We start from the raw sequence: 22283 nt of genomic DNA on the forward strand, positions 1-22283 counted from the left end.
ATCTATAAAAGACAGTGAATATGCTGGTTTATGAACTTTCAATGGAGATTTTCTTCATTAATCGTTTTAATTTATCTTCTGTAGCTGTTCCCTCTACTGGTGTATAGATGCTGCACCTTAAGTCCATGTCCCCCTGGACTTGGAGAGAAGTTAAATTAAACAGCATCTTTCCGGCTTTAGCATGTCTAAATTCAATCATCATTTCTGGAGCTTTGCTCACTTGACTTTCTTGCCATAAAGATTGAAATTCCGGGTGAGAACTACTCATTTCATTAATAAATAAGCTATACCATTCATCCCCTAAGTAGTGACCATAATAGGCACGAAAAATGGCAAGAAATCCTTTAACAAAATGTTCCCAATTCACAGCTAATGCTTTTAATTCTTTTCTTGTAAATATTAGATGGATCAAATTTCTTTGGTCATCCGGGAGTTGTTCAAAATCTAAAAATACATGAGCAGCAGCATTATTCCACCCTACAATATGACAATGTCGATCTGTAATGATAGTAGGGCAATACGTTAACTCAGCTAAAATTCTTTCCAAAGAAGGACTAAGTTTTGGCTGATCCTTCTTTCGATGAATAATGGATGATTTCACTTCTAAAGCTAAATCATATAGATACTCCCGTTCATCATTTTTTAACTGTAGGGCTGTAGATATGCAATCCAATACGCTTGTAGAGACCTTTATATCCCGACCTTGCTCTAGCCACGTATACCAAGTAGTACTGACTCCCGCCAAATGTGCAACTTCTTCTCTTCGTAAGCCAGGTGTTCTTCTCCGTGTACCAGCAGGTATACCTATAGATTCAGGCTTTATTTGGGATCGCTTCGTTTTCAAAAATGAAGACAATGCTTCAAGTCTGGTTTTATCATTCATTTCTAAAACCCCCTTCATAACAATTTAACCTAGTAGTTATTATACCAGGATAAACACTCACTTGTAATAGGATAACTCCGAAGTATAATACAAGTATACTATTCATTTGGAGTGATGAAAAATGGAAAGAGTCGTTATTACAGGAATGGGAGTAGTCTCTCCTATTGGAAACAGCGTAGAAAAATTTTGGAGAAATCTGACTGATGGGAAGTCGGGCATTTCCTCTATTGATACATTTGATGTAAGCAATCATAAAGCAAAAATTGCAGGAATTATTCGTGATTTTAATGCAGATGATATCTTAGGAAAAAATGAAGCACGACGTCTAGATCGCTTTACTCAATTTGCTTTGGCTGCTGCTGAACAAGCTTGGACTGATTCTAATTTAGATATTGATGATATCAATCTGGAAAGACTTGGCGTATATGTTGGTTCGGGGATAGGAGGAATTGAAACATTGATTGATAATGTGGATACTCTTCGAGAGAAAGGTCCAAGAAGAGTTAGTCCAACACTGGTACCAGCCATGATTTCAAATGCTGCCGCAGCTCAAATTAGTATCAAGTGGAACGCAATGGGGCCTACTATGTCACCTGTTTCTGCTTGTGCGATCGGTAATACAGCTATCGGTGAAGCATTCAGACTTATTCGCTTTGGAGAAGCTGATGCCGTTTTTGCAGGAGGAGCAGAGGCAGCTATAACAGATTTATCTTTAGCTAGTTTTGGCAATGCTACAGCATTATCAACGAGAAACGATAATCCAACTAAAGCTAGCCGCCCTTTTGATGTAAATCGAGATGGATTTGTCATGTCAGAAGGAGCAGGAATTTTAATCTTGGAATCTTTGTCCCACGCTTTACGTAGAGATGCAAAAATTTATGCAGAAGTCATTGGGTATGGTGCAAGTTCTGATGCCTATCATATGGTAGCTACACACCCAGAAGGTAAAGGAGCCTATCTTGCAATGAAAATGGCTTTGAAAAACGCAAAAATTCCCCCTGAAGAGATTGATGTCATTAGCGCTCATGCAACAAGTACAGAAGTTGGAGATCGTTCTGAGACACTGGCAATTAAAAAACTATTTGAATCAAAAGCTTATCAAATCCCAATAACAGCTAATAAATCTATGCTTGGTCACATGTTAGGAGCAGCTGGAGGCGTGGAAGCAATTGCTTTGGCAAAAAGTTTACAGGAAGGAATTATCCCTCCAACCATCAACTTAGAAAAGCCTGATTCATTATGTGATTTAGATTATGTACCGGGTATTGCCCGTAAGGTGGAAATAAGTACTGGTCTATCCAATTCATTTGGTTTTGGAGGACATAATGCAGCAATCGTTTTTAAAAAATACGAGTAAATTAACTCTCGCATCGTATTTTTAAAATTAAAGATACTCAAGAGAAACTTTAGTTAGTTACCTTAATGGATCTTTTAGGTAATTAACTACGAAAAAGCCCTTTTTTCATCAATTAAGGGCTTGTCTCTTGTTCATAAAGCCATATTTTTCTTATACCTTTAGCTACATCGACTAATTTAGTTAACAAAATAGTTAAGATTCCTTGTCCACGATAGTTTTCTGAAGTAAACATTTTAGTTATTTAATGCTTATTCCACTCTTATTGGCATTGCACCACAAGCAATAATTCTTCATTATCTTTTTTCATCAATATAAACAAGGCTAAATTTTTCTTCGATTAAGAAAATGACCACAAAAAAAATCTAGTGCAAATGACTAGATTTTCTTTTTAATATCTTCCCTTATCGATTCAATGATAGTACCTGATAAATTTGCTGGAAGAGATGAACCATCCTCAAAAACCCATGTATTAATTATTTCAAGATCTTCTTTTTTAAAAGTAATGCTATATTCTTTATCATTGTGAGTAAAATCAGCTGTAACCGATTCTTCACCATCAAACTCGTCATCAATAATCATATTTTTTATTTCATATGGCTTCACGATGTAATCTCCTTTTTATCATTCTTGTATATAGAATTGGCTTTATATGATTGTTTATTCATTTTTTTCACCCTAAATCAAAAACTGAAGGGTTATATCCAGGAGATGAACGCTTTACTACGGTGAAGAATGGAGATTTCAGGCTGTTGATAAAACCTGTCTTAATATAGGAGTATTAATAGGCAAAAAAGCTACGGATCAGGGGAAAATCGGAGCATATGCAAAAGAAGCAAGTTGCACTATTAAATGTGCCCTCCTGGCAAAACAACATTAAAACAAGCGTTACTTACTGATCAAAGTAAGTAACGCTTGTCTACCAATCCTTACCTAAGCAATGATTAGTGGGTACTTTTTCTTTTCTACAAAAAAACAAACTAATAATATTGGTTGACACAGGACTCTCTAATGGCTTTATTAGGATTCCCCATCTCCATTATCAAAAAAAGAATCAAATCCCCCATCAAAATCCTCTGTTGCCTCTTCAAACATTTCCTCAATATCAAAACCTTCCATCATCTCAGTAAATAACATCGTCCCTAAAACACCCACTGCTAATCCACCAACCATTCCAGGTATAGCGTTTCCCATTTGGGAAGCGCGACCATGATGCTGGTTTGCGGAATAAGAGAAAGGCTGATTAAAAGCATAAGGCTGATCAATAGCTTCCGATATAAATTTTCCTAATAGTTTTTCAAGTCCGGCTTCATGCTCAAGAACATTTTGATTTAAATGAAACTCACGTTTTGCTTCAATTTCCTTGTAGCCGCTTTTACAGTCAACTTCCATCCAGACCCGGATACCTGATTCTTCATTGGCAAACCGCATTTCAACTTCATTTACTTGTCCCATGAATTGTTGAGTGGGAAAAAAAGCAAATTCCTGTCCATATTGGTCAAGTTTACCCGAGTCGGCTGCCTCGCGAAAACCTAATTGAGCCATTGCATTAAAAATGGATTGGATAGATTTTTGGGATTGGATGCCTAGCCGGTCTACATCTTTGCGGTCAACCCCACCCTCAATATCAAGATGTGTATCCAAATAGTATGAAACAGTTCCACTAGAAATAGGTATATTCGTAGGTAGGACGTAATGAAAAGGAATGACCTTACTTTCTTTAGGGTGAATACGATCTCGATTAATTAATGGTATATGGGCAACTTCCCTTGAAACGCTTCCTTGTTTTAATACCACATTCATCATAAAGCGGACAGTCAATTGATTAATTTTCTGTTCCACCTCACCACCTTGAATGACAACCTCCCCTTGAATGCTTTCTCCAGCTTTATAATTACGATTACCACATTGTAAATCTACAGTTGCGGCTCCTTTTCCTAAACTTGCTAAAATTTTTTTGAACATGCTTCCTCTTCCTTTCGAAATTATCTCAATCCGCCTTAAGAATATGTAAGTAAAATTGGGCGTAATAAGAAATGACAAGAAATCTATTCGTATTTCAGGAAATTTCTAAATTACCCTTGATAGTAATACGTCGAAAAATGAAAATAGTTTCAAATGATTTTACTGCAGTAGGTGATCTTTATAAGATAATGGGGTACGTCATCTTTTTTCCGATGCTGGTGATGGACTATTGGCGAAGATGCTTATTTGAGGAAGCAAGGATATAAAGTGGCGGATCAAAGGCAGCAGCAATTTGAATCGCACGTCTCACCTTCTAAAGAGAGTTAAAACACAATAAATGAAAAAGAGAATGCCAGGGGCTAACACTTCTGCCCCTGGCATTTTTTTGAAAGTACTTTAATAACAAGAAGCTCATCTTTATTAAGCTATTTATAATGGTCAAATTCTCCATTTCCCATAACTTTATTGGCCATTCCATCTTCTTTATATGCATGCGCTTACATTCAATTCCGCATTTACACTTCCCCTTTTGTCAACAAAAGCGAAAGGCAACACTCAGCTTTAAATAATATCAGTTCTCTGTGCAAATGAATATTCCTAGCTAATATATATAGAAATAACAGACTTCAATTACAGCTTAATAGATGTAAGAACCATATTACAATTTCTGGATTAAAGATTGTAATTCATCCTGAAGATTTCCTTTTGAAAAAGCAGCGTGCAGAATTTCATGAAAAGTATTTAAGGAAATTTGTAGTTTTTCTTCACCTAATGTAGTTAATCGTGTGTAGATACCTCTTCGATCATCTTCACATATATGCCTTTGTAATGCTCCGCAGCTTTTTGCTTCCAGCCTGCCTACCAGCCTTGAAATAGCACTTTGACTTAATCCAACCATCTCCTGTAATTGTTGTAGCCTCAATTGTTTATCGCCTGTTTTGGATAAAAAGTATAGAACGTAAAATTCTTTTAACGACAGGTTATGATTTTTTTGCAAAGCACTTTCCAGCTCATTGGTAATGCTCATTTGAATATTAGTAAGAGATAGCCAATTATCTAAATACTTCTTTTCTTGGTTGTTTGTCATGCCCATTCCACCCTGTTCTATCCTTTATAATTAATATATGGCACTTTAAATGATCATCGTCATGGATTTAATTTTAGTGCTCGGGACTTTGTTCTAAAGATGATATATTGTTCTCTTCATTTTAGACGAGTTTCTACCTTTTGTCTAAGATTGAATTATTCCATAAAAAAAACAGTCAAAATGACTGCTCTTTTTTCATGAATTCAGTGTAACTGAACAGGATCCTATTTCATTTCCACCCCAGTTTAGTGAAAGCTTGTCTTGATCTGATAGTGGTCCTACGCCGCTTGGAGTACCGGTAAAAATAATATCTCCTTTCCCAAGCCCAAAATGCTCTTCTGTAAATTCTATAATGGTTTGCAAATCAAATAGTAAGTCTTTAATATTTCCGACTTGTACACGCTCTCCATTCTTTAACAGGGAAAAATCTAATTGTTCACATGCTTCGACACCTGGAAACGGAATAAAATCACTAACAACAGCTGAATTTTTGAATCCTTTAGCCAAAAGCCAAGGGTGCTGTTTTTGTTTTAACTGTGATTGAACATCTCTAAGTGTTAAATCCAACCCAATGGCCATCGCATCAACCATTTCATCTACTTTCATTCCTGATTCGTACTGCTTTGCGATATGTATGACAAGTTCAGTTTCAAAATGAACGGAACCCTGATTACTCGGCAAAGTAATTGACTGACCTTTTGCTTCCACAAGCGAATGAGTTGGTTTTGAAAATAAAAAAGGGGAAGTTGGTATTTCATTATTCAACTCTTTTGCATGCAAAGCATAGTTTCGACCTACACAATAGATATTTTTAATGTCTTTCATCATAAAACTCACTCTTTTCTTTTTAGAAATAAAAATTAATGAATAGCAAAAGGTAAATATTAAGAAATGATTGCAACTTTCTCTAGTCATGACAATCGTGGTTTAATAGTCAGCCAGATTAGTAATCACAAATTGTTACAGTAAATAAGAAAAAATCCTCCGATTTAAGTATATTTTATATTTTTCTGACTTTTTATACAACCGTTATACCTGTTAAAAGAAAATCCATTTAGATAACATAATTTCATGTTCGTACAATTTGCAAAAATAATTATAACGGATTAGAAGAATAACTATAATGAAATTTTTCACATTCTTTGGTGGAACATAAACCAGATTTATTGCTTTCTCTTCTTTTGCCTTAATAAAGTGTATAAACAACCTTCAAAATCAGTTCTTTATTTACACAAATAACATCGTCCCATTCATTTGTTTTGTCGCTTTTTTCCATCGATATAGAAGGGGGACCGCCAAACTTTTGTATTTTGTCCGCTAGCAAATCCCAGCGAAAAAGCGGTTTCCTGCCGTTAGGAAATGATTTTTTTATTCACTTATTGGGTTATAGATCTGTTAAAAAAAGTACCCACTACAGCTTTGAAGCAAAGATTGATTAAATGTTCCTCGTAAACCCCATATTAAGGGCAGCTCCACTGACGCGCTACCCCTATACTAAGTCTAAGCTCAAGAGTAAGCTGTATTGTGTAACCCGGGCAACTTCACCAAAGAGGAAACGCTATCCAAAATGAGATTGAACTGATTTATATTTTTTTGAATTAGTTGTCCTACCTTAAAATTAACAGCATATTGTTGCTCTATGTTTATAGTGAATTATTTTTGTACTTGGATCATTAAATCATTGCTAGATAGACTGCATAATTCGTGCGAGTTCATTTTCTAAAACAGCGGGCTCGTTTGCGTAATTGTAAATCCCTAAAAACTTCTCTATAGCCTCTGGATGGGAACTGATTAGCTTATTGACAGCATCCTGCTGTTCAGATATGCGTTCATTCTTCGAAATTTGGCATCCCATGTGAAACCGGACCATAAACTCATCTTCTATTGCCTTTTGATATTCTTCAGACATTTGATTCGATTGATCGGATTGTCCCTTATATTTTAATAGAATATTGGATAAAATACGTGCTCCACATATAGCATCATGGATCCCCTGCGCCATGCCAGGATCTTTAAAACAAACCGCATCACCAACCAACGCCCATCCTTTTCCCATTCCTTTATACCAGTAATTATCATATCCTAGTATGCCTTTGACCGGTCCTGCGATTTCAGCATTTTTCAAGCGAGCACCAATTGTTGTATTAGGAAAGTTATCTGTCAAGAGATTGCGTAGACCGTTTTCCGGATTTAATTTCAACCGTTCTATCAATTCCTTATTTTCTAATGGGAAAATGCCGACAATAACATATAAATCATCATTCGTTGGAAAGAGAATGGCTGTGTTATCTTTTATCTTGTATACTTCAAATTTAGGGACATCATCGTGGCGAAATCCAGAAAAATACCCAAAATAAATACCGACTGTTGCCGGAATACTTATTTTGAGTTCACTTTTTACCAGCTTGCGAATAATAGAGGATCGGCCGTCTGCCCCCACTACCAGGCGAGCTAAAAATTCTTGTTTCTCGTAGTTGCCGTCTAAGCCTTTCACGCCTATTACTGTTTCGTCATCACGGATGACATCCGTCACACGAAAACCTTCTAAAACGGTTACATTCATTTGAGATTTGGCCTGTTCAAGTAGGATATGATCGAGATAAGTCCTCCTAATACAATAACAGCTGTCCTCTCCGTAAACCACAGGGATGAGACCATCTATCACGGTATCCTCAAATTGAAATTTAATATCCCGTACCGGTGGTGCTTTTGTTTCCAGCAGCTTGTCCAGGACACCTATTTCTCGAAGAAGAGCGACAGTATTATTGAAAAAGGTATGGGTTGATAATGTGTCCCTTGGAAAAGTCGATCGGTCCACTAACAACACATGGAAACCTGCCTTAGCAAGATAAATTGCCAGTGCAGAGCCGGCACATCCAGCACCGGTAATGATGACGTCATACATCTTATTCATCGTATCACTCCGTTTTCAAGTACAATTATTGACTTGCTTATCCATTAGCAGAGTTTGATAAAAATATACTACATACATAAAAGTATGGAAGTTAAAACAAAAAAAGTACAGAGAATTCCAAAGTCGATCTCCGCTATGTTAAGGAATCGATTTTTTTACTTCTACTTATAGGAGCTCCCTCAATTAATTAAGGATTTCATCCCACTGGATAGAGTAATTACAAAGGCCCCCCTCTACCCCACTAGCATATACAGAAAAGCATTGGAATATCGTTTGCATCTTTAAACCAATCCAGAATACAAAAGCAACAATAATGAATAGCCGCACAAAATAAAAAACCATAATCCTTTATTAGAGATGCCCTTGATTGGTGAGGCAAGAAAAATTCCACATATTATTTTTTATTTTGACAAACAAAAAGAGGTTCGGAGTGGTCTCACCCCGAACCATGATTTTATATTAGAAAACTTGGTTATCATTCATGAATTTTTACCTAATTGTAATGAACTTCCTGTGTTGAAGAAATTTGTGACACTCCTGCCGATTAACTGGCTAGCCAAGCCCCCACAGACGCTTGCTTTGATGAGGCTTGGCAGACAGTCGGCGGAAAGGGAGCGGATTTCTGAAATCAACAACTTTTTTAAATTAAAACTGTAGGCAAACTTACTTTTCCTCGAGTTTTGTCTACAGTTTTGACTCTTAGCTTAAAAAGTAGAAGCTAAATCTTTTGAACGTGCTATAGCATTTTCTTTTATTTCTTGTGCTTTATCAGGCATTGCTGCATGTCCTTCAACGAATACACCTTCAAAGGAAGGCACTCCGAAGAATTGCATAATGATATTTAGATACCGGTGACCCATTTCCATTTCTGCTGCTGGTCCTTCTGAATAAATACCACCACGAGCTTGTATATGCATGGCTTTTTTATCAGTTAAAAGACCAACTGGGCCTTGTTCGGTGTATTTAAATGATTTACCTGCAACAGCTACGGAATCTATATAAGCTTTCATTACTGGCGGGAATGAAAAATTCCATAAAGGTGTTACAAATATATATTTATCGGCAGCTATAAATTGCTCACATAACTCTGAGAGTCGACTAACTTTTGCTTTCTCTTCTGCCGAAAGTTCTTCAAAGCCCTTTCCAGATTGAAGTTTCCCCCAACCACTGAAAACATCTACATCAATTTCAGGAATATTTTCTTTATAAAGGTCAATATTCACAATTTCATGGCTAGGATTTACTTCTTTATAAGTGTCAATAAATGCTTTTCCAACGGCCATACTGTAAGATTGTTTATCATCATGAGGATGAGCTGTAATGTACAATACTTTAGTCATTCTGTATCTTTCCTTTCTTTTTACATATTTGAACATTCTATTTTGTCTTGGAAATTCAACATTTATACAATTGCTCGAACTAAAATATCTTTAATTGATATGTATAAAATTATCCGTTACCCGCCCATAAAACGGCAGATTTAATGCAGGTATAAATCTTCTTTCAAGTTGTGAGAAAGAGTGTGAATTTTGGATATGATATAACAAGACAACCCGGTTATTTTAGGAGGCTTAAGGAATTGACGAATTCAATAAAATTTGATCTGCACACTCACCATGAACGATGTGGACATGCTATCGGCACAATTGAGGATTATGTAAAGCAAGCCATTGAATACGGCTTGCAGTATATTGGGATTTCTGATCATTCTCCATATTTTTATAGTGAGGACGACCATCTCTACCCAACTATTGCAATGGCAAAAAGTGAACTTGTCCCTTATATTGAGGAAGTACTTCGCTTAAAAGAGGAATATAAAGGTAAAATTCACGTGTTATTAGGAATGGAAAGTGATTTCTTCCCTGACCACATTGAAGTCTACCGTGATCAATATCTTTTACACCCTTTTGACTACATAATTGGATCTGTTCATTATGTTCAAGACATTAGCATTTTTAAAAAAGGGCGTTGGAATGGTTTGACTTCTAATGAACAGGCAAGATTAAAAGATGAATACTATGAATTAATACAGAAATCTGCAAAAAGCGGAGTGTTTCAAATCTTAGGCCATATTGATGCAATGAAAGGGTTTTATCCTGCCTTTTCATCCATTGAAACAGACAGTATTGAAAAAACTTTAAAAATCATTAGTCAAGAAGATATCGCCATTGAGATTAATACCTCTGGTAAAACAAAAGAGTGTGGTGGGTGGTATCCAGCAGATGGCATTTTAGAACGAGCTCTTTTCTATAATGTGAAGGTAACATTTGGATCAGATTCGCATACACCTGAACGTATTGGCGATGAATTTGAACAAGTTAAAAAAAGACTAAAGGAAATCGGCTTTTCTGAGTGGGCTTACTTTGTTAACAAGCAAAGGATTCTCACTCCACTTTGACCTTCCAGTCAATAGGATTAGAACTGGTCCGGTAGCCATCTTCCATTCTAACCAGGTCTCGTGTGTCATCACAAACATAATCCTGTTTCCCTATTTACCATAAATTTCTATACCTACTTACCTAGCTAAAAAGTTGATCAGGTCTGTACGAGATTTTTCCATTCGCACCGACTGCTCAAGGTCATATTTTTTGTGATTTTGGAGTTTACGGTGGCGTTCCTCCCCCCATTAAAGGCTATTGCGGTTTCTGCTAAAAATAGTATATGAAAAAGCCGACCTTTTAATGGTCGGCTTCTTCAAGCAATCTGTCCTTTTGTTAAATAGCTAGAAAGGAGCTATGATTTATCCCCCTAGCCGAGGTAGAATAGAAACGTTTATTTCTTTTAGGAAGAGTTCCTCGCTTTCATTATATAGCTGAAGCTGGTCTGTTTTAGTTCCCCGAGTTCGCCTCGTTTCCCGGCTGTTCTACTTGTACCTTGTCCCCTATTTCAATGGACAACAAATCCTCACCTACTATAACTGTTCCATCATATGTTTTTTTTGTTCTTTCGAGCAAATTAGCTTTTTCTTCTGTTAATCCACCCAATAATACAATATGTGAGTACACAGCAAGTTTTGGTTGTATTTGGCTAAAGACTTTACCTGCTTCCTCCGGTGTAGTGTGAAGATCAAGTATATTGGCTATTGATTCTGATTCATTATCAGGTCTTGCAGCTGCAACCTCATGAATAACTACGTCAGCGCCTTTAGCAAATTTAATTAGATTTTCATTATAGCGGGTGTCACCTGAGATGACTACAGAATGTCCTTTGTAATTAACCCGATAACCGAAAGCAGGCTCAATTGATTTATGGTCAACCTTGAAGGCTATTACTTCAATTCCCTTTTTTTTATAGACAACCCCCTCCTTGATATCATTTGCGACGATACTTGCTCCTTCAACGTTTCCATTTCCAGAATCATCTCTTGCATCCAAATCGGCTTTAAATGCTTTATTCATATGTAACATCATTTTCTCGGTTCCCTTAGGTCCCCAAATCTTAAATGCTTGCTCTCTTTTCCCTCCTGTTGGTAAAGAACCTGTAAGCCATACGTCTGGTATGCCGATTGTATGATCCGAATGCAAATGAGTAAGAAATAACTTGTCAATACTGCCCGGTAACATATTCGCTTTATATAATTGTAAAGCAGTACCACGTCCAGCATCAAAGAGGAGTTTTTCATCACCAACTTCTACAAGTGTAGATGGACCGGAGCGGGTGGTACTTAAAAGAGGAGAACCTGTTCCTAGTAGAGTTACTTTAAAGTCCGTTTGCTGTTCAGCTGTTTGGCCAAAAGAAGGAAGAAATAATGATAATGATAGAATTATTGAAACTCCCAACAAAAAAACAAAAGAAGTATTCCTTATTCTTTTCTTCATAACAAAAACCTCCTGTCAGATTATTTTTTCTTTACTCAAAGAAGAACAAATTCCTGTTTTGAATGTAAAACACAGTTTCGTAAATAGGTCCACAAACTGAATGTTACAATATTTATAATATTCAGTCAATAATATCCAGAGTAAAATCATGTATACTAATTCAACCTTCCATCAAGACAACAAGACTCAAGCTGAAATAATCTTACAGAATATTGGATTTCATATTGGATCGATTGTTCATACTAAAGAGAAAATATCTGTTAAAAAAGGAGTTTATATGACAAACAAAAAAAATAATAACCATTATCCAGCTCAACATAAAAGTCAGGTTAGTAAATTAAATTACAACGGAATGGAAGTGGATACTGATGTCAATGAAGATCCTAATCGGGAAAAATTATTAGATGAATCAGTTGATTCTTTTCTAAAATCGAAAGAAGGACAGGGATATTAGAGTAGGAATTGTGGTCACCATTGTCCTTTTTTAAAACGTTTTTATATTTTTCCATTTCAATGGGCCCTCAAGAAGCTTTTGAGCGGCCCATTTTGTATCTTTATCTACGAACATTTTTCTTCTTGAGATACCGGCCAGTAAGTGCTGAATTATGATGTCCTAGTGCACTAAAGCTCCCATTAATTGAAAATGACGATATAATGTTAGTGGAATGATTGTATTAGCAAAAGGAGGTTCGTTTCTATGAACATTTTAATATTGGGTGCAACTGGTCGAGTTGGGGGGCACTTAGTTACTTATGGTCTTCAAGACAGACATCATGTTACAGTTTTGGCTCGCACTCCTGAAAAGATTGGAATGAACGATGCCAATTTAACCATTATTCAAGGTAATGTACTAATTAAAGATGATATCGGACGTGCCATGCATGGGGTTGATGTAGTTATTAGTGCACTGAATACCGATGGGACTACCACTTTATCAGCAAGTATGCCACTAATTATCGAAGCAATGGAAAACGAAGGTATCCAACGAATTATTACCATTGGAACAGCAGGAATCCTGCAAAGTAGAACAACCCCAAATACTCTGCGTTATCAGTCCAGTGATTCAAAGCGTAGGTCTACCCGTGCAGCGAAAGAACATCATAAAGTTTACGAAATGCTTAAACAATCAACACTTCAATGGACTATTGTCTGTCCTACGTATTTGCCGGATGGAGAAAGTATTGGTACATATCGTGTAGAAGGTGACTTTTTACCGGAGAATGGGGCTGAAATATCCGTGCCGGATACAGCAGAATTTGCATTTAGCCAAATAAAAAGTAGCGATTATTTAAAATCACGAGTAGGTATTGCCTACTAACCATTCCTACTAGCATTACTCCCCTTGAAATCGTAGATGAGGTGAGGAAACCATCACGTCCGCTTAGCCGGTTCAATTATCTTCGATAAGTACACAATCGCTGAACAATTGCCAAGAATATTTACCGGTTTCTTTTGGGCGAAGATTTCGCCCTTACCTTGTTCATGAACTTTCTATTCCAATGTGCTATATTTCCCCTCCAAAAATAGCCACATTCTGCCTGTCAGAAGCAAACGCTAGCCCGTTCCATTTCAATACAGTCTGTACAAATCCCAGTGAGTCGGCATTATATCTCCCTGCGATCCTCTGATACGCTTCGAGCTCATATATGCCATCCCTATTGTAATCAACCGGATATAAACCAGATAAAGGATTGACCCATCCTTCTATCGGCGCCTTCAATACACCATCCTTGTCATAAATTTCAGATAAATATTCCTTATCCTTATAAGTAAGGTCAAGAATGTACCTTTCTTTTAGGTAATAACTATTCACCTTTGCTTTGTATTGGTTTTCATAATTAACATCGTATTTATAGGTTTCATTGAATGCGTCTGAATTAAAAATGGGCATCAGTTGACCGTTAAGATATGAAAAAACATACGCATAAATGGAACCACCGCTTCCTCCTGTATCAATGACCACTAAAATGTCATCCCCTTTGTTACCTGTAAAATCACCCAGAAAAAGGGTCGGATTATATCCTGCGTTATTTTTCATGGGAACTTGTTCATATTGATTAGTCCTCCCATTTTGGATAACCAAAGTTACATTCCTCCAAAAGGGGCTATCAGGGGTTTTGTTTGCGGTAAGAAAAACATTGTCCTTTGTCCCGTCCCCATCAATATCGCCTTGCTTTGAGGTCACTGTGACTGTTCTGTACAAGTTCATTTCCCTTGAAAGAGCAGATTGAAAGCTCAATTGCATATCTAGCAGTTCCTGCTTTGAAGGATAAGGATTTGGAAGCGACAAAGCGTTATCAATCGTTTGCATCGCTTCACTTGTTAAACCGGCCCTACTTTGAGTCTCAGCCAAACAGTACCAATAATAGGGGTCATTCGTTTCTTGTATTTTTGTGTAATAGTAATGGATCACTTTTCTGATGTCATACGTATCCACCTTAATCCCCCCTGTCTCTTTATTATCCATATGAATTATATGCGGGAATTTAGTGAATAATCTTGAGTACATATCTATTGCTGGAAACAACAATAATGTCCTTTTCAAATATAGCGCCCTTATTATGAATGATTTCTGTTGCCTAATACCTCTTTATGAACTTTTTTTGCTTGCATATATTTATTTAATTTGCTATTATAACTGACGAACGTTCGTTAAATTATGAGGTGATATTATTGAAAAGTAATGAAATTAAGGAAGCCGCTCTAAAATTTTTCACGATTCATGGTTATGAAGGAGCGTCCCTTTCTCTAATAGCTGAAGAAGTGGGCATGAAAAAGCAATCCATTTACGCCCATTTTAAAGGCAAGGATGATCTTTTTCTGCAAGTTTTACGTGATGCGAAAGAGACGGAGCTATCTTCGAAACTCCAATATTTCAGTAAAGTCGATTCAAAAAATCCTGAAAAAGATTTATATGGATTCCTGCAATTGGTCATCGATCTTTTCCAAAAAAATGAGCATATAAAGTTTTGGCTGCGTATGTCCTTTTTTCCGCCAGCGCATCTTGAAAAAGAGATCGGGCAGGAGGTCATAGATATCGAGGAAAAGGTGCAGGCAATTCTGGAATGTAAATTCCAGGATTGGATCAATGCCAAATTAATTGTCGAAGATGCAGCCATAACTCCGACCTATGCTTTCTTAGGAGTAGTGGATTCCATTTTGCTTGAGCTTGTGTACGGCAATGATGAGAAACGGCTGAAGGATAAATTGGCAGCCTCTTGGAAAGTGTTTTGGAGAGGTATTTCACAAGAATGATTCACAAAGAAAGTGGTGTTAAAACATGAATAAACCAATTAAAGAACAAAAGGCGGTATTGATTATTCTTCTAAGCAATATATTCATTGCTTTTCTGGGAATTGGACTCATCATCCCCGTTATGCCGTCATTTATGAATATCATGCATTTATCAGGAAGTACGATGGGCTATCTGGTTGCCGTATTTGCGGTATCACAGCTTGTTATGTCACCATTCGCAGGTCGTTGGGTTGACCGTTACGGCAGAAAGAAAATCATCATCATCGGCTTATTCCTTTTTGGTGTTTCTGAACTTATCTTCGGTGTAGGGACAAACGTATCGGTGTTTTATTTATCAAGGATCCTAGGGGGAATCAGTGCCGCCTTTATCATGCCAGGTGTTACTGCATATGTTGCAGATATTACATCCGTCCAGGAAAGACCAAAAGCAATGGGCTATATTTCAGCTGCCATTAGCTTAGGTTTTATAATAGGTCCCGGTATCGGTGGCTTTATTGCAGAATATGGTATACGATTGCCCTTCTTCCTTGCGGCGGCCATTGCTTTTGTAGCTTGCCTTTCATCAATATTCATTTTAAAAGAGCCGCTTACAAAGGAACAGCTTGCAAAAGTTTCTGCCAGTACAAAGCAAACAAACTTTATAGGCGATTTAAAAAGATCACTTAATCCGCTTTACTTTATTGCGTTCATCATCGTATTTGTACTCGCTTTTGGTTTATCAGCCTATGAAACTGTGTTTAGCCTATTTTCTGATCATAAATTCGGCTTCACACCGAAGGATATTGCAATTATCATTACAATAAGCTCTATTTTCGGAGTTGTTGTGCAAGTATTTATGTTTGGAAAACTGGTGGATATTCTCGGCGAAAAGAAGCTTATCCAATTATGTTTAATCGTCGGTGCCATTTTTGCGGTAGCGTCCACTATGATTTCTAGCTTTTTGGCAGTTCTAGTGGTAACTTGCTTCATCTTCCTTGCATTTGACCTGCTTCGTCCGGCATTGACGACATTTTTATCAAAAGCTGCCGGGAAAGAACAAGGATTCGTTGCTGGAATGAACTCCACCTATACGAGCTTAGGGAATATCGCCGGGCCATCTATTGGGGGATTGCTGTTTGACGTAAACATCCACTACCCTTATCTTTTTGCTGCTGTCATTATCGTCATTGGCCTGGGCATTACAGTCATTTGGAAAGAAAACCGATTGACAGAAAGCTTAGCAAAATATTAATGTCCCGGATTGTAATTCCTTAATTTTTCAAAGTACCCTTCCTTTTCGAGCTAGAAAACTCTCAAACTTGAAAAGTGATATTCTACTAAAAAACCCCTTGTCCATATTGGCAAGGGGTTTTAACTTATCCAGATAAGTTATTTTCGCTATTATTATTTAAGAGTGGGATTCTGTTTTTCATTGCTGATGATATACGCTCCAAATTAATCCTGCATTTATATCGATCTGCACGGTAGACAGATCTGACAACCCCAAGGGGTCGATTGGTATCTAGGATAAATCTTCGTTCTATCAGCAATAAAGGGGAACCTTCGGCTACCTCGAGCATTTCCGCCTCTTTTTTTTGAGCAATGGCGGCTTCAATTACCTGTCTGCCATGCTCGATTTGTAAGCCAAAGTTTTTATCAACATAGTCATGAATGGAACTCACGGCTATTTCTTCCGTTAGATCCGGGGCAAGATCTTTTGAGATGTATAGCCTTTCATATGCCATCGGCAACTGATCAGCAAGCCTCACACGTTCCAGTTCGAAAATAGAAGTTCCTTCTTCAACCTCAAGCTTTGCAGCAAGTTCATGATCAGCATTGACCTCTGTAAAACTGATGACTCCTGTACTTGGTTTAAGTCCTCTTGAAATCATATCCTCTGAAAAGTTTGTTAATCCTTGCAAGGGTTGCTCTAATTTTTGTTGAGCAACGAATGTTCCTTTTCCCCGCTTCCTGTATAAATAACCGCCATTTACGAGGTTAGAAATGGCCTGTCTCACCGTCATCCTGCTTATTCCATATTTTTCAGTGTATTCTTTTTCTGAAGGAATCATCTCTCCTGGCACCAATTCAAGACTTTGAATCGCTCCTTTAATCTCCTCTTCAAGTTGATGATAAATGGGACTCGGAGAATTCTTTTGGATCATTTAGCGTACATCTTCCTTTCATCGTGATGTAAATTTCACAAGGCATCCTGTTCGGAAACATCTCAAGCTAAAATTCCGTTCGTTGACCCTATCCATGCTAATAAACACGATAAGTATAAGACTCACATTTAAGTATCCAAATTCCTTTTTGTGAATTTCAATACCGATTCCCTTGAACGTTCAATTTCATTTTTATTTTCATCATAGAATTTTGAAACGTACGCATAGAAAATAATGCTGACCGTTAGAAATTGTGCAAAAAGCGAACTTGTTGCAGCACTTCGGAATTTTGCCTCCGGTGCACGTACATGATTTAGGGACATATCAACTTTTTTAGTTAGCCCATTGTTCCCCAATCGTGATAAACCAATTGTTTTAATTCCATATGCTTTAGCAATATCAACGAGTTCCAGAACTTCTTCAGTTTCGCCACTATTGGAAATACAGAAAAAAACGGTATTCTTTGATGATGCAGCGAGTGCAGTGGCCGTAATATGCGGGTCTTGATTAGCACTTACAATCTTTCCTAACCGTAACCACTTCTGTGTAATATCTTCAGCAACAAGCCATGACGCCCCTAATCCATAGACATAAATCACATCTGCACTCCTCATGGTTTCAATGATTTTGTCAAGTACGGTCTCATCCAAATAATGTGCCGTTTCTTGTATAGCTTGGACAGAGTTGGACACTATTTTATTTTTAATGGACGCTATTGTTTCATTAGGCTCTATGTCATGGAAACCTTTTTTCTCCGGTTGGGAAATCAGTGATGATAGGGATACCTTCAGTTCTGAAAAACTGTTAACTTTTATAGAATGACAGAATCTCGTTACTGCAGAACTGCTGGCATTGGCATGTTCAGCTAATTCATGTATCGTCATTCTAATAATATCTTGTGGATTTTCTAAGATATATTGGGCAATTTTCCTTTCTGAATTAGGCAACTGGTTCAATAAGCTTTCAATTCTCAATAAAATATTTTCAACGTGCATATGGTTTACTCTCCTTGATCTTTACTTACTTTAACTGCTTCATTGCTATGTAGTAACAACCCAAGGTAGCTGATACGTCATCCAAAACAAATTTCACATTTGGTTTTTCAAGTTTAATATGATTGATGAAAGAGCTTTGCACCAATCGTATATTTGTCAATATGCTACCTTTTATTGCAATTGTAACATTCTTACTTAACTTTAACTTCTTGATAACCTCAAGCGTTTGTTTTGAAAGGTGGTACCCGGCCTGATTCAGCACTTTTTGCGAGAAACCATCGCCCTTCTCCGCATGTTGGACAATTAGGGGAACAAACGCGGCAATCTCGGATTTCGTGGCGGAATAAATGAATTTCTTCAGTTCCATTACACTATGAAGCCCAAGTTTTTTAAGTATTGTCTCGGTTAAATGGCTATATTCATATCCCTCATCCTCTTCTTTCGTCATTTTTATAAAAGCCTGCATGGCAATCCAATAGCCACTTCCTTCATCCCCAAGAATGTGTCCCCAGCCACCAGCCGATTTCTCGATACCTTTATGAATGCCGATACTTACAGATCCAGTTCCGGATATGGTCAAAATGCCATCATTTCCTTTTAGTAAAGCAGCATGAGCGATAATTCCATCATTTACGATCGTGAACGGGGCATTAAATGCCCTGCTTAATGCACTTTTTATACCCTGCGGATTTTCAACTCCTCCATACCCGGCTAAACCTAAGCAAATGTAACCGCAGCTTCCCTTATCAATAGGCGTTATGCATTGTTCAATTGCCTGTATAATGTTAGCGATGGCTTGTTTTTCATTTATTAGCAGGTTACCATACCCCGCTTTGCCTTCACTTATTTTATTTCCCTCTAAATCATAGGCCACTGCTTCAGTTTTGGTGCCACCGCCGTCAACACCGATAATATAATTCATATCATTCTCCTATTCAGTAAAAAAGGGAAGGAATATCACCTTTCCTTCCCTGTAGATTCTCAATTAACATTGAATTGGAATTTACCCCATGGTTCCAAATAATCGAGGAGAAAAATTTCCTCTTCCGCTATTCGGCCAACTACATTTGTTTTCCCCGAATTATTCATTTCCTTCAATGCAATCTGCAATTCCCCTTTATATTGTCCATAGAGCTCATTTTCAATTAAAATATCACCGCGTCTAATGTCAGGCGTATATGTTGGTTTAAATTCTTTGCCCTTATATTTCACGCGTGATTGAGTCGAGCGAATAAGATAATCGGAAACATCTCCACGGTAAAAATGGAATTCTTCCAATACTATTTTTTTCTCTAAAGCTGTTATGGTTTCGTGAAGGTTAACATTAAATGTTAACAGAGCGCTATTTAACAGGCTAAGCTGCTTCAATTCATCTTCGGATGCGTAGGCATTTGCAATAATTACATCATCAATCAACCCTGTCGCATACAAGTGTTTTGCTTGTGTTGTAATGGGCAATTCCCGGTGCATTTCTAATGTACATAAACCTTCCATTATTGGCCAAGGTCCGTACGTTGCTGCATGCGAGCTTATGAAAGCTGCCGTGCGGATATTATGCTTTTTGAATGACTCACAGCATTTTATAAAATGAGGATAGCTCAATCCTGCATAGCGATGAGGATAGAAGTTATGCGATCCGACTAAATTCTCTTTAATTGGTTTGTAATCGATAATATTTTCTAAATATTTTGTTGCATTGCTCATATTTATTTCAATTTTGAGACCATATGGATTATGTGTCATAATCGACTCTTCGTTACCTGTAAAGCCCATGTCCAGCCTGATCCCATACGCACCTAATTCTGCAAAAAACGATAAGTCATTATAAGAAATGCCTAGCGAACCGAATACTCGGGGAGCAATATCGACCATCACTTCCATATTCAATTGATTGGCATAACGAATTGTTTCTTTAAATTCTTTTAAAATCTTCTCTTTGTCACCTTCGACTGATAGCAAGCAAGTAAAGATCTTTTTGAATCCATATTTGTGTGCAAGTGCAATGTATTCCATGTCTTTTTCAACGGTTGAATGCTCTGGATAGATAGAAATACCGAGTTTACCCATTATTTAATCACCTCTTTACTGTTGTGGAGCTAGCTTTTTTACAATGCGAATCATATGTTCAATTAGCTTTTGTTCACTCATTGCCGTCATCAAGTGATCCTGAGCATGAATCATTAATAGAGTTTTCTCACTTGGAACTCCATTCAATTCTGCTTGAATCAGTTTGGTTTGTGTTTTATGGGCCAAGTTCAATTCTTCCTGACCTTGTTTAATTAGATCCTCTGCCTTTTCAAAATTGAATTCTTCCGCTTCTTTCAGTGCGTCGAATGCTAAACTTCTCGCATTTCCACTATGTGATATTATTTCAAAAATCTCCATTTCGTTATTGTTCATTTCAGTTGACATATCATTACACTCCTATTTTATGTTAGATTTTGAAGGTTCATTGGATTCCTGTAATCCATATTTACTGTTTAAAACACGATTCACTTGATGTTTGGTACAGCATTTTCACTGAAGAATCGTGGTAAGTATTCTTGATGCGCTTTTAAAAGTTTTTGTAAAACAATTTCCGCCAAGTCATCACTTGGAATAAGCGGGTTAATCGTTAAAGCTAATAACGCTTTATCATAAGAACCTGTAACGGCTGCCTCAGCACCAATTCTTTCAAATGATTTGATTTGTTGAATTAAGCCAAGCACTTGTATGGGTAATTTACCCATAGACAAAGGAATTGGTCCATTTTTGGTGACGATACAGCTTACTTCGACTGCTGAATCATAATCTATATCAGTAATCGATCCTTTGTTTTGTACATTTAGCACTTGAATGTCTTTTTTATCATTATAAATGGAAGAAATGACGTTACACGCTGCATCGCTATAGTAAGCTCCACCGCGTTGCTCTAATTGTGGAGGCTTGATGTCAAGAGTTTCATCCTTGTATAGGTCAAACAAACCTTCTTCTAATTTTTTCACAACTTCTGCTCGAGTTTCCCCAGATTTGAATGCTTCCAACTCTTCTTCTAAAATCGTTTTTGTTTTGTAATAATAACGATGGTACGGGCAAGGCACCACTCCTAAAGATTTCAAAAATCTTCTGTTCCAAGCCAATGGGGCAATATTCTTCATCGTCAGTTGAATTTCAGGATTGCCAAGCATTTCAAGCACTTTATCTGTGACTTCTTGATCATCAACGAACACATGCATCCCGAAAACCATATGGTTTAACCCGGCGAAATCTATGTGCACTCTCTTCATATCAACACCAAGCATGTTAGAAATAGACATATGCATATTAAATGGAACATTGCATACCCCAATGACTTTTTTATGCTTGCTGTAGCGGAGAAGGGCTTCCGTTACCATCCCAGCAGGATTTGTGAAATTAATTAACCATGCATCAGGGCAGAGCTCCTGCATTTCTTCTGCAATTTCCAGAAGTATGGGGATAGTTCGTAATGCTTTGGATAATCCTCCTGCACCATTTGTTTCTTGACCAATTAAGCCTAATTCCAATGGGATCCGCTCGTCCTTGATTCGTGCATCAAGTAAACCCACTCTCATTTGCGTTGTGACAAAATCAGCATTTTGCAAGGCTTGACGGCGGTCTAACGTTAAATGTATTTCCATTGGAAGTCCTGCTTTTTCAACCATACGCTTTGCTAATGTTCCTACAATCTCCAGTTTTTCTTTTCCTGCCTCAATATCCACTAACCACAGTTCACTAATAGGCAACTCATCATATCGTTTAATAAAACCTTCTATTAATTCTGGTGTATAACTGGAGCCTCCACCAATTGTGGCAATCTTCAACCCGTTTTTCATTTCCATTCCCCTAACACCTCATAGTAAGCTAATCT

At 37.3% G+C, this 22283-nt stretch carries 22 protein-coding genes; 6 read left to right on the forward strand and 16 right to left on the reverse strand.

The window, feature by feature from the left end:
- Positions 1-28: 28 nt before the first annotated feature.
- Positions 29-883, reverse strand: coding sequence for a helix-turn-helix transcriptional regulator (locus MKY17_RS16990; protein WP_098371678.1), 855 nt, complete (start codon positions 881-883; stop codon positions 29-31).
- A gap of 121 nt (positions 884-1004) precedes the next feature.
- Here MKY17_RS16990 and fabF point away from each other — a divergent pair, with 121 nt between their 5' ends.
- Positions 1005-2240: a beta-ketoacyl-ACP synthase II gene (gene fabF / locus MKY17_RS16995; protein ID WP_098371677.1), complete on the forward strand. Its 1236-nt coding sequence runs from the start codon at positions 1005-1007 to the stop codon at positions 2238-2240.
- Positions 2241-2352: 112 nt separating this feature from the next.
- Here fabF and MKY17_RS17000 read toward each other — a convergent pair whose 3' ends face one another.
- The 7 genes from MKY17_RS17000 to MKY17_RS17030 form a co-directional block, all read right to left on the reverse strand.
- Positions 2353-2472, reverse strand: coding sequence for a GNAT family N-acetyltransferase (locus MKY17_RS17000; RefSeq protein ID WP_142323965.1), 120 nt, complete (start codon positions 2470-2472; stop codon positions 2353-2355).
- Between the two features lie 143 nt (positions 2473-2615).
- On the reverse strand, positions 2616-2843 hold the full coding sequence (locus MKY17_RS17005; RefSeq protein ID WP_098371676.1) for a hypothetical protein: 228 nt from the start codon (positions 2841-2843) through the stop codon (positions 2616-2618).
- Between the two features lie 414 nt (positions 2844-3257).
- The gene (locus tag MKY17_RS17010; RefSeq protein WP_098371675.1) at positions 3258-4202 is read right to left on the reverse strand and encodes a sporulation protein; all 945 of its coding nucleotides are present in this window, start codon (positions 4200-4202) and stop codon (positions 3258-3260) included.
- A gap of 658 nt (positions 4203-4860) precedes the next feature.
- Positions 4861-5289: a MarR family transcriptional regulator gene (locus MKY17_RS17015; RefSeq protein ID WP_098371674.1), complete on the reverse strand. Its 429-nt coding sequence runs from the start codon at positions 5287-5289 to the stop codon at positions 4861-4863.
- A gap of 195 nt (positions 5290-5484) precedes the next feature.
- Positions 5485-6114 carry a fumarylacetoacetate hydrolase family protein gene (locus tag MKY17_RS17020; RefSeq protein ID WP_098371727.1) on the reverse strand — a complete coding sequence of 210 codons (630 nt, stop codon included), beginning with the start codon at positions 6112-6114 and terminating at the stop codon, positions 5485-5487.
- Between the two features lie 859 nt (positions 6115-6973).
- The gene (locus MKY17_RS17025) at positions 6974-8203 is read right to left on the reverse strand and encodes an NAD(P)/FAD-dependent oxidoreductase (protein WP_098371673.1); all 1230 of its coding nucleotides are present in this window, start codon (positions 8201-8203) and stop codon (positions 6974-6976) included.
- Between the two features lie 704 nt (positions 8204-8907).
- Positions 8908-9543, reverse strand: coding sequence for an FMN-dependent NADH-azoreductase (locus tag MKY17_RS17030; protein ID WP_098370648.1), 636 nt, complete (start codon positions 9541-9543; stop codon positions 8908-8910).
- A gap of 251 nt (positions 9544-9794) precedes the next feature.
- On the opposite strand from MKY17_RS17030, the gene MKY17_RS17035 reads away from it, so the two are divergent.
- Positions 9795-10601 (forward strand): histidinol-phosphatase, encoded by an 807-nt coding sequence (locus MKY17_RS17035; protein ID WP_098370831.1) that lies wholly within the window; start codon positions 9795-9797, stop codon positions 10599-10601.
- A 430-nt stretch (positions 10602-11031) separates the two neighbouring features.
- Here MKY17_RS17035 and MKY17_RS17040 read toward each other — a convergent pair whose 3' ends face one another.
- A complete protein-coding gene (locus MKY17_RS17040; protein ID WP_098370649.1) occupies positions 11032-12021 on the reverse strand; it encodes an MBL fold metallo-hydrolase in 990 nt (329 codons plus the stop codon).
- A gap of 148 nt (positions 12022-12169) precedes the next feature.
- On the opposite strand from MKY17_RS17040, the gene MKY17_RS17045 reads away from it, so the two are divergent.
- Positions 12170-12475 carry a hypothetical protein gene (locus MKY17_RS17045; RefSeq protein ID WP_098370650.1) on the forward strand — a complete coding sequence of 102 codons (306 nt, stop codon included), beginning with the start codon at positions 12170-12172 and terminating at the stop codon, positions 12473-12475.
- Between the two features lie 243 nt (positions 12476-12718).
- Positions 12719-13339 carry an SDR family oxidoreductase gene (locus MKY17_RS17050; RefSeq protein ID WP_098370651.1) on the forward strand — a complete coding sequence of 207 codons (621 nt, stop codon included), beginning with the start codon at positions 12719-12721 and terminating at the stop codon, positions 13337-13339.
- A 186-nt stretch (positions 13340-13525) separates the two neighbouring features.
- Here the strand turns inward: MKY17_RS17050 and MKY17_RS17055 are convergent, their stop codons facing one another.
- The gene (locus MKY17_RS17055) at positions 13526-14266 is read right to left on the reverse strand and encodes a VCBS repeat-containing protein (protein ID WP_286176978.1); all 741 of its coding nucleotides are present in this window, start codon (positions 14264-14266) and stop codon (positions 13526-13528) included.
- A 428-nt stretch (positions 14267-14694) separates the two neighbouring features.
- Here MKY17_RS17055 and MKY17_RS17060 point away from each other — a divergent pair, with 428 nt between their 5' ends.
- A complete protein-coding gene (locus tag MKY17_RS17060) occupies positions 14695-15276 on the forward strand; it encodes a TetR/AcrR family transcriptional regulator (RefSeq protein ID WP_098370652.1) in 582 nt (193 codons plus the stop codon).
- 25 nt (positions 15277-15301) lie between these two features.
- Complete coding sequence (locus MKY17_RS17065; RefSeq protein ID WP_098370653.1) at positions 15302-16507, forward strand: MFS transporter; 1206 nt, start codon at positions 15302-15304, stop codon at positions 16505-16507.
- A gap of 124 nt (positions 16508-16631) precedes the next feature.
- Here MKY17_RS17065 and MKY17_RS17070 read toward each other — a convergent pair whose 3' ends face one another.
- From MKY17_RS17070 to MKY17_RS17095, 6 genes are all read right to left on the reverse strand, one after another.
- The gene (locus MKY17_RS17070; RefSeq protein ID WP_098370654.1) at positions 16632-17420 is read right to left on the reverse strand and encodes a GntR family transcriptional regulator; all 789 of its coding nucleotides are present in this window, start codon (positions 17418-17420) and stop codon (positions 16632-16634) included.
- A gap of 128 nt (positions 17421-17548) precedes the next feature.
- Positions 17549-18415 carry a MurR/RpiR family transcriptional regulator gene (locus tag MKY17_RS17075; protein ID WP_098370655.1) on the reverse strand — a complete coding sequence of 289 codons (867 nt, stop codon included), beginning with the start codon at positions 18413-18415 and terminating at the stop codon, positions 17549-17551.
- A 25-nt stretch (positions 18416-18440) separates the two neighbouring features.
- Positions 18441-19337 carry a BadF/BadG/BcrA/BcrD ATPase family protein gene (locus MKY17_RS17080; RefSeq protein WP_098370656.1) on the reverse strand — a complete coding sequence of 299 codons (897 nt, stop codon included), beginning with the start codon at positions 19335-19337 and terminating at the stop codon, positions 18441-18443.
- A gap of 59 nt (positions 19338-19396) precedes the next feature.
- On the reverse strand, positions 19397-20482 hold the full coding sequence (locus MKY17_RS17085) for a MupG family TIM beta-alpha barrel fold protein (protein WP_098370657.1): 1086 nt from the start codon (positions 20480-20482) through the stop codon (positions 19397-19399).
- Between the two features lie 15 nt (positions 20483-20497).
- The gene (locus MKY17_RS17090; RefSeq protein WP_098370658.1) at positions 20498-20827 is read right to left on the reverse strand and encodes a PTS lactose/cellobiose transporter subunit IIA; all 330 of its coding nucleotides are present in this window, start codon (positions 20825-20827) and stop codon (positions 20498-20500) included.
- An 80-nt stretch (positions 20828-20907) separates the two neighbouring features.
- Positions 20908-22254, reverse strand: a complete 1347-nt coding sequence (locus tag MKY17_RS17095) for a 6-phospho-beta-glucosidase (protein WP_098370659.1) — start codon at positions 22252-22254, stop codon at positions 20908-20910.
- Positions 22255-22283: the final 29 nt, after the last annotated feature.

The sequence above is a fragment of the Peribacillus sp. FSL P2-0133 genome (genome assembly GCF_037975445.1).
Classification (GTDB): domain Bacteria; phylum Bacillota; class Bacilli; order Bacillales; family DSM-1321; genus Peribacillus; species Peribacillus simplex_E.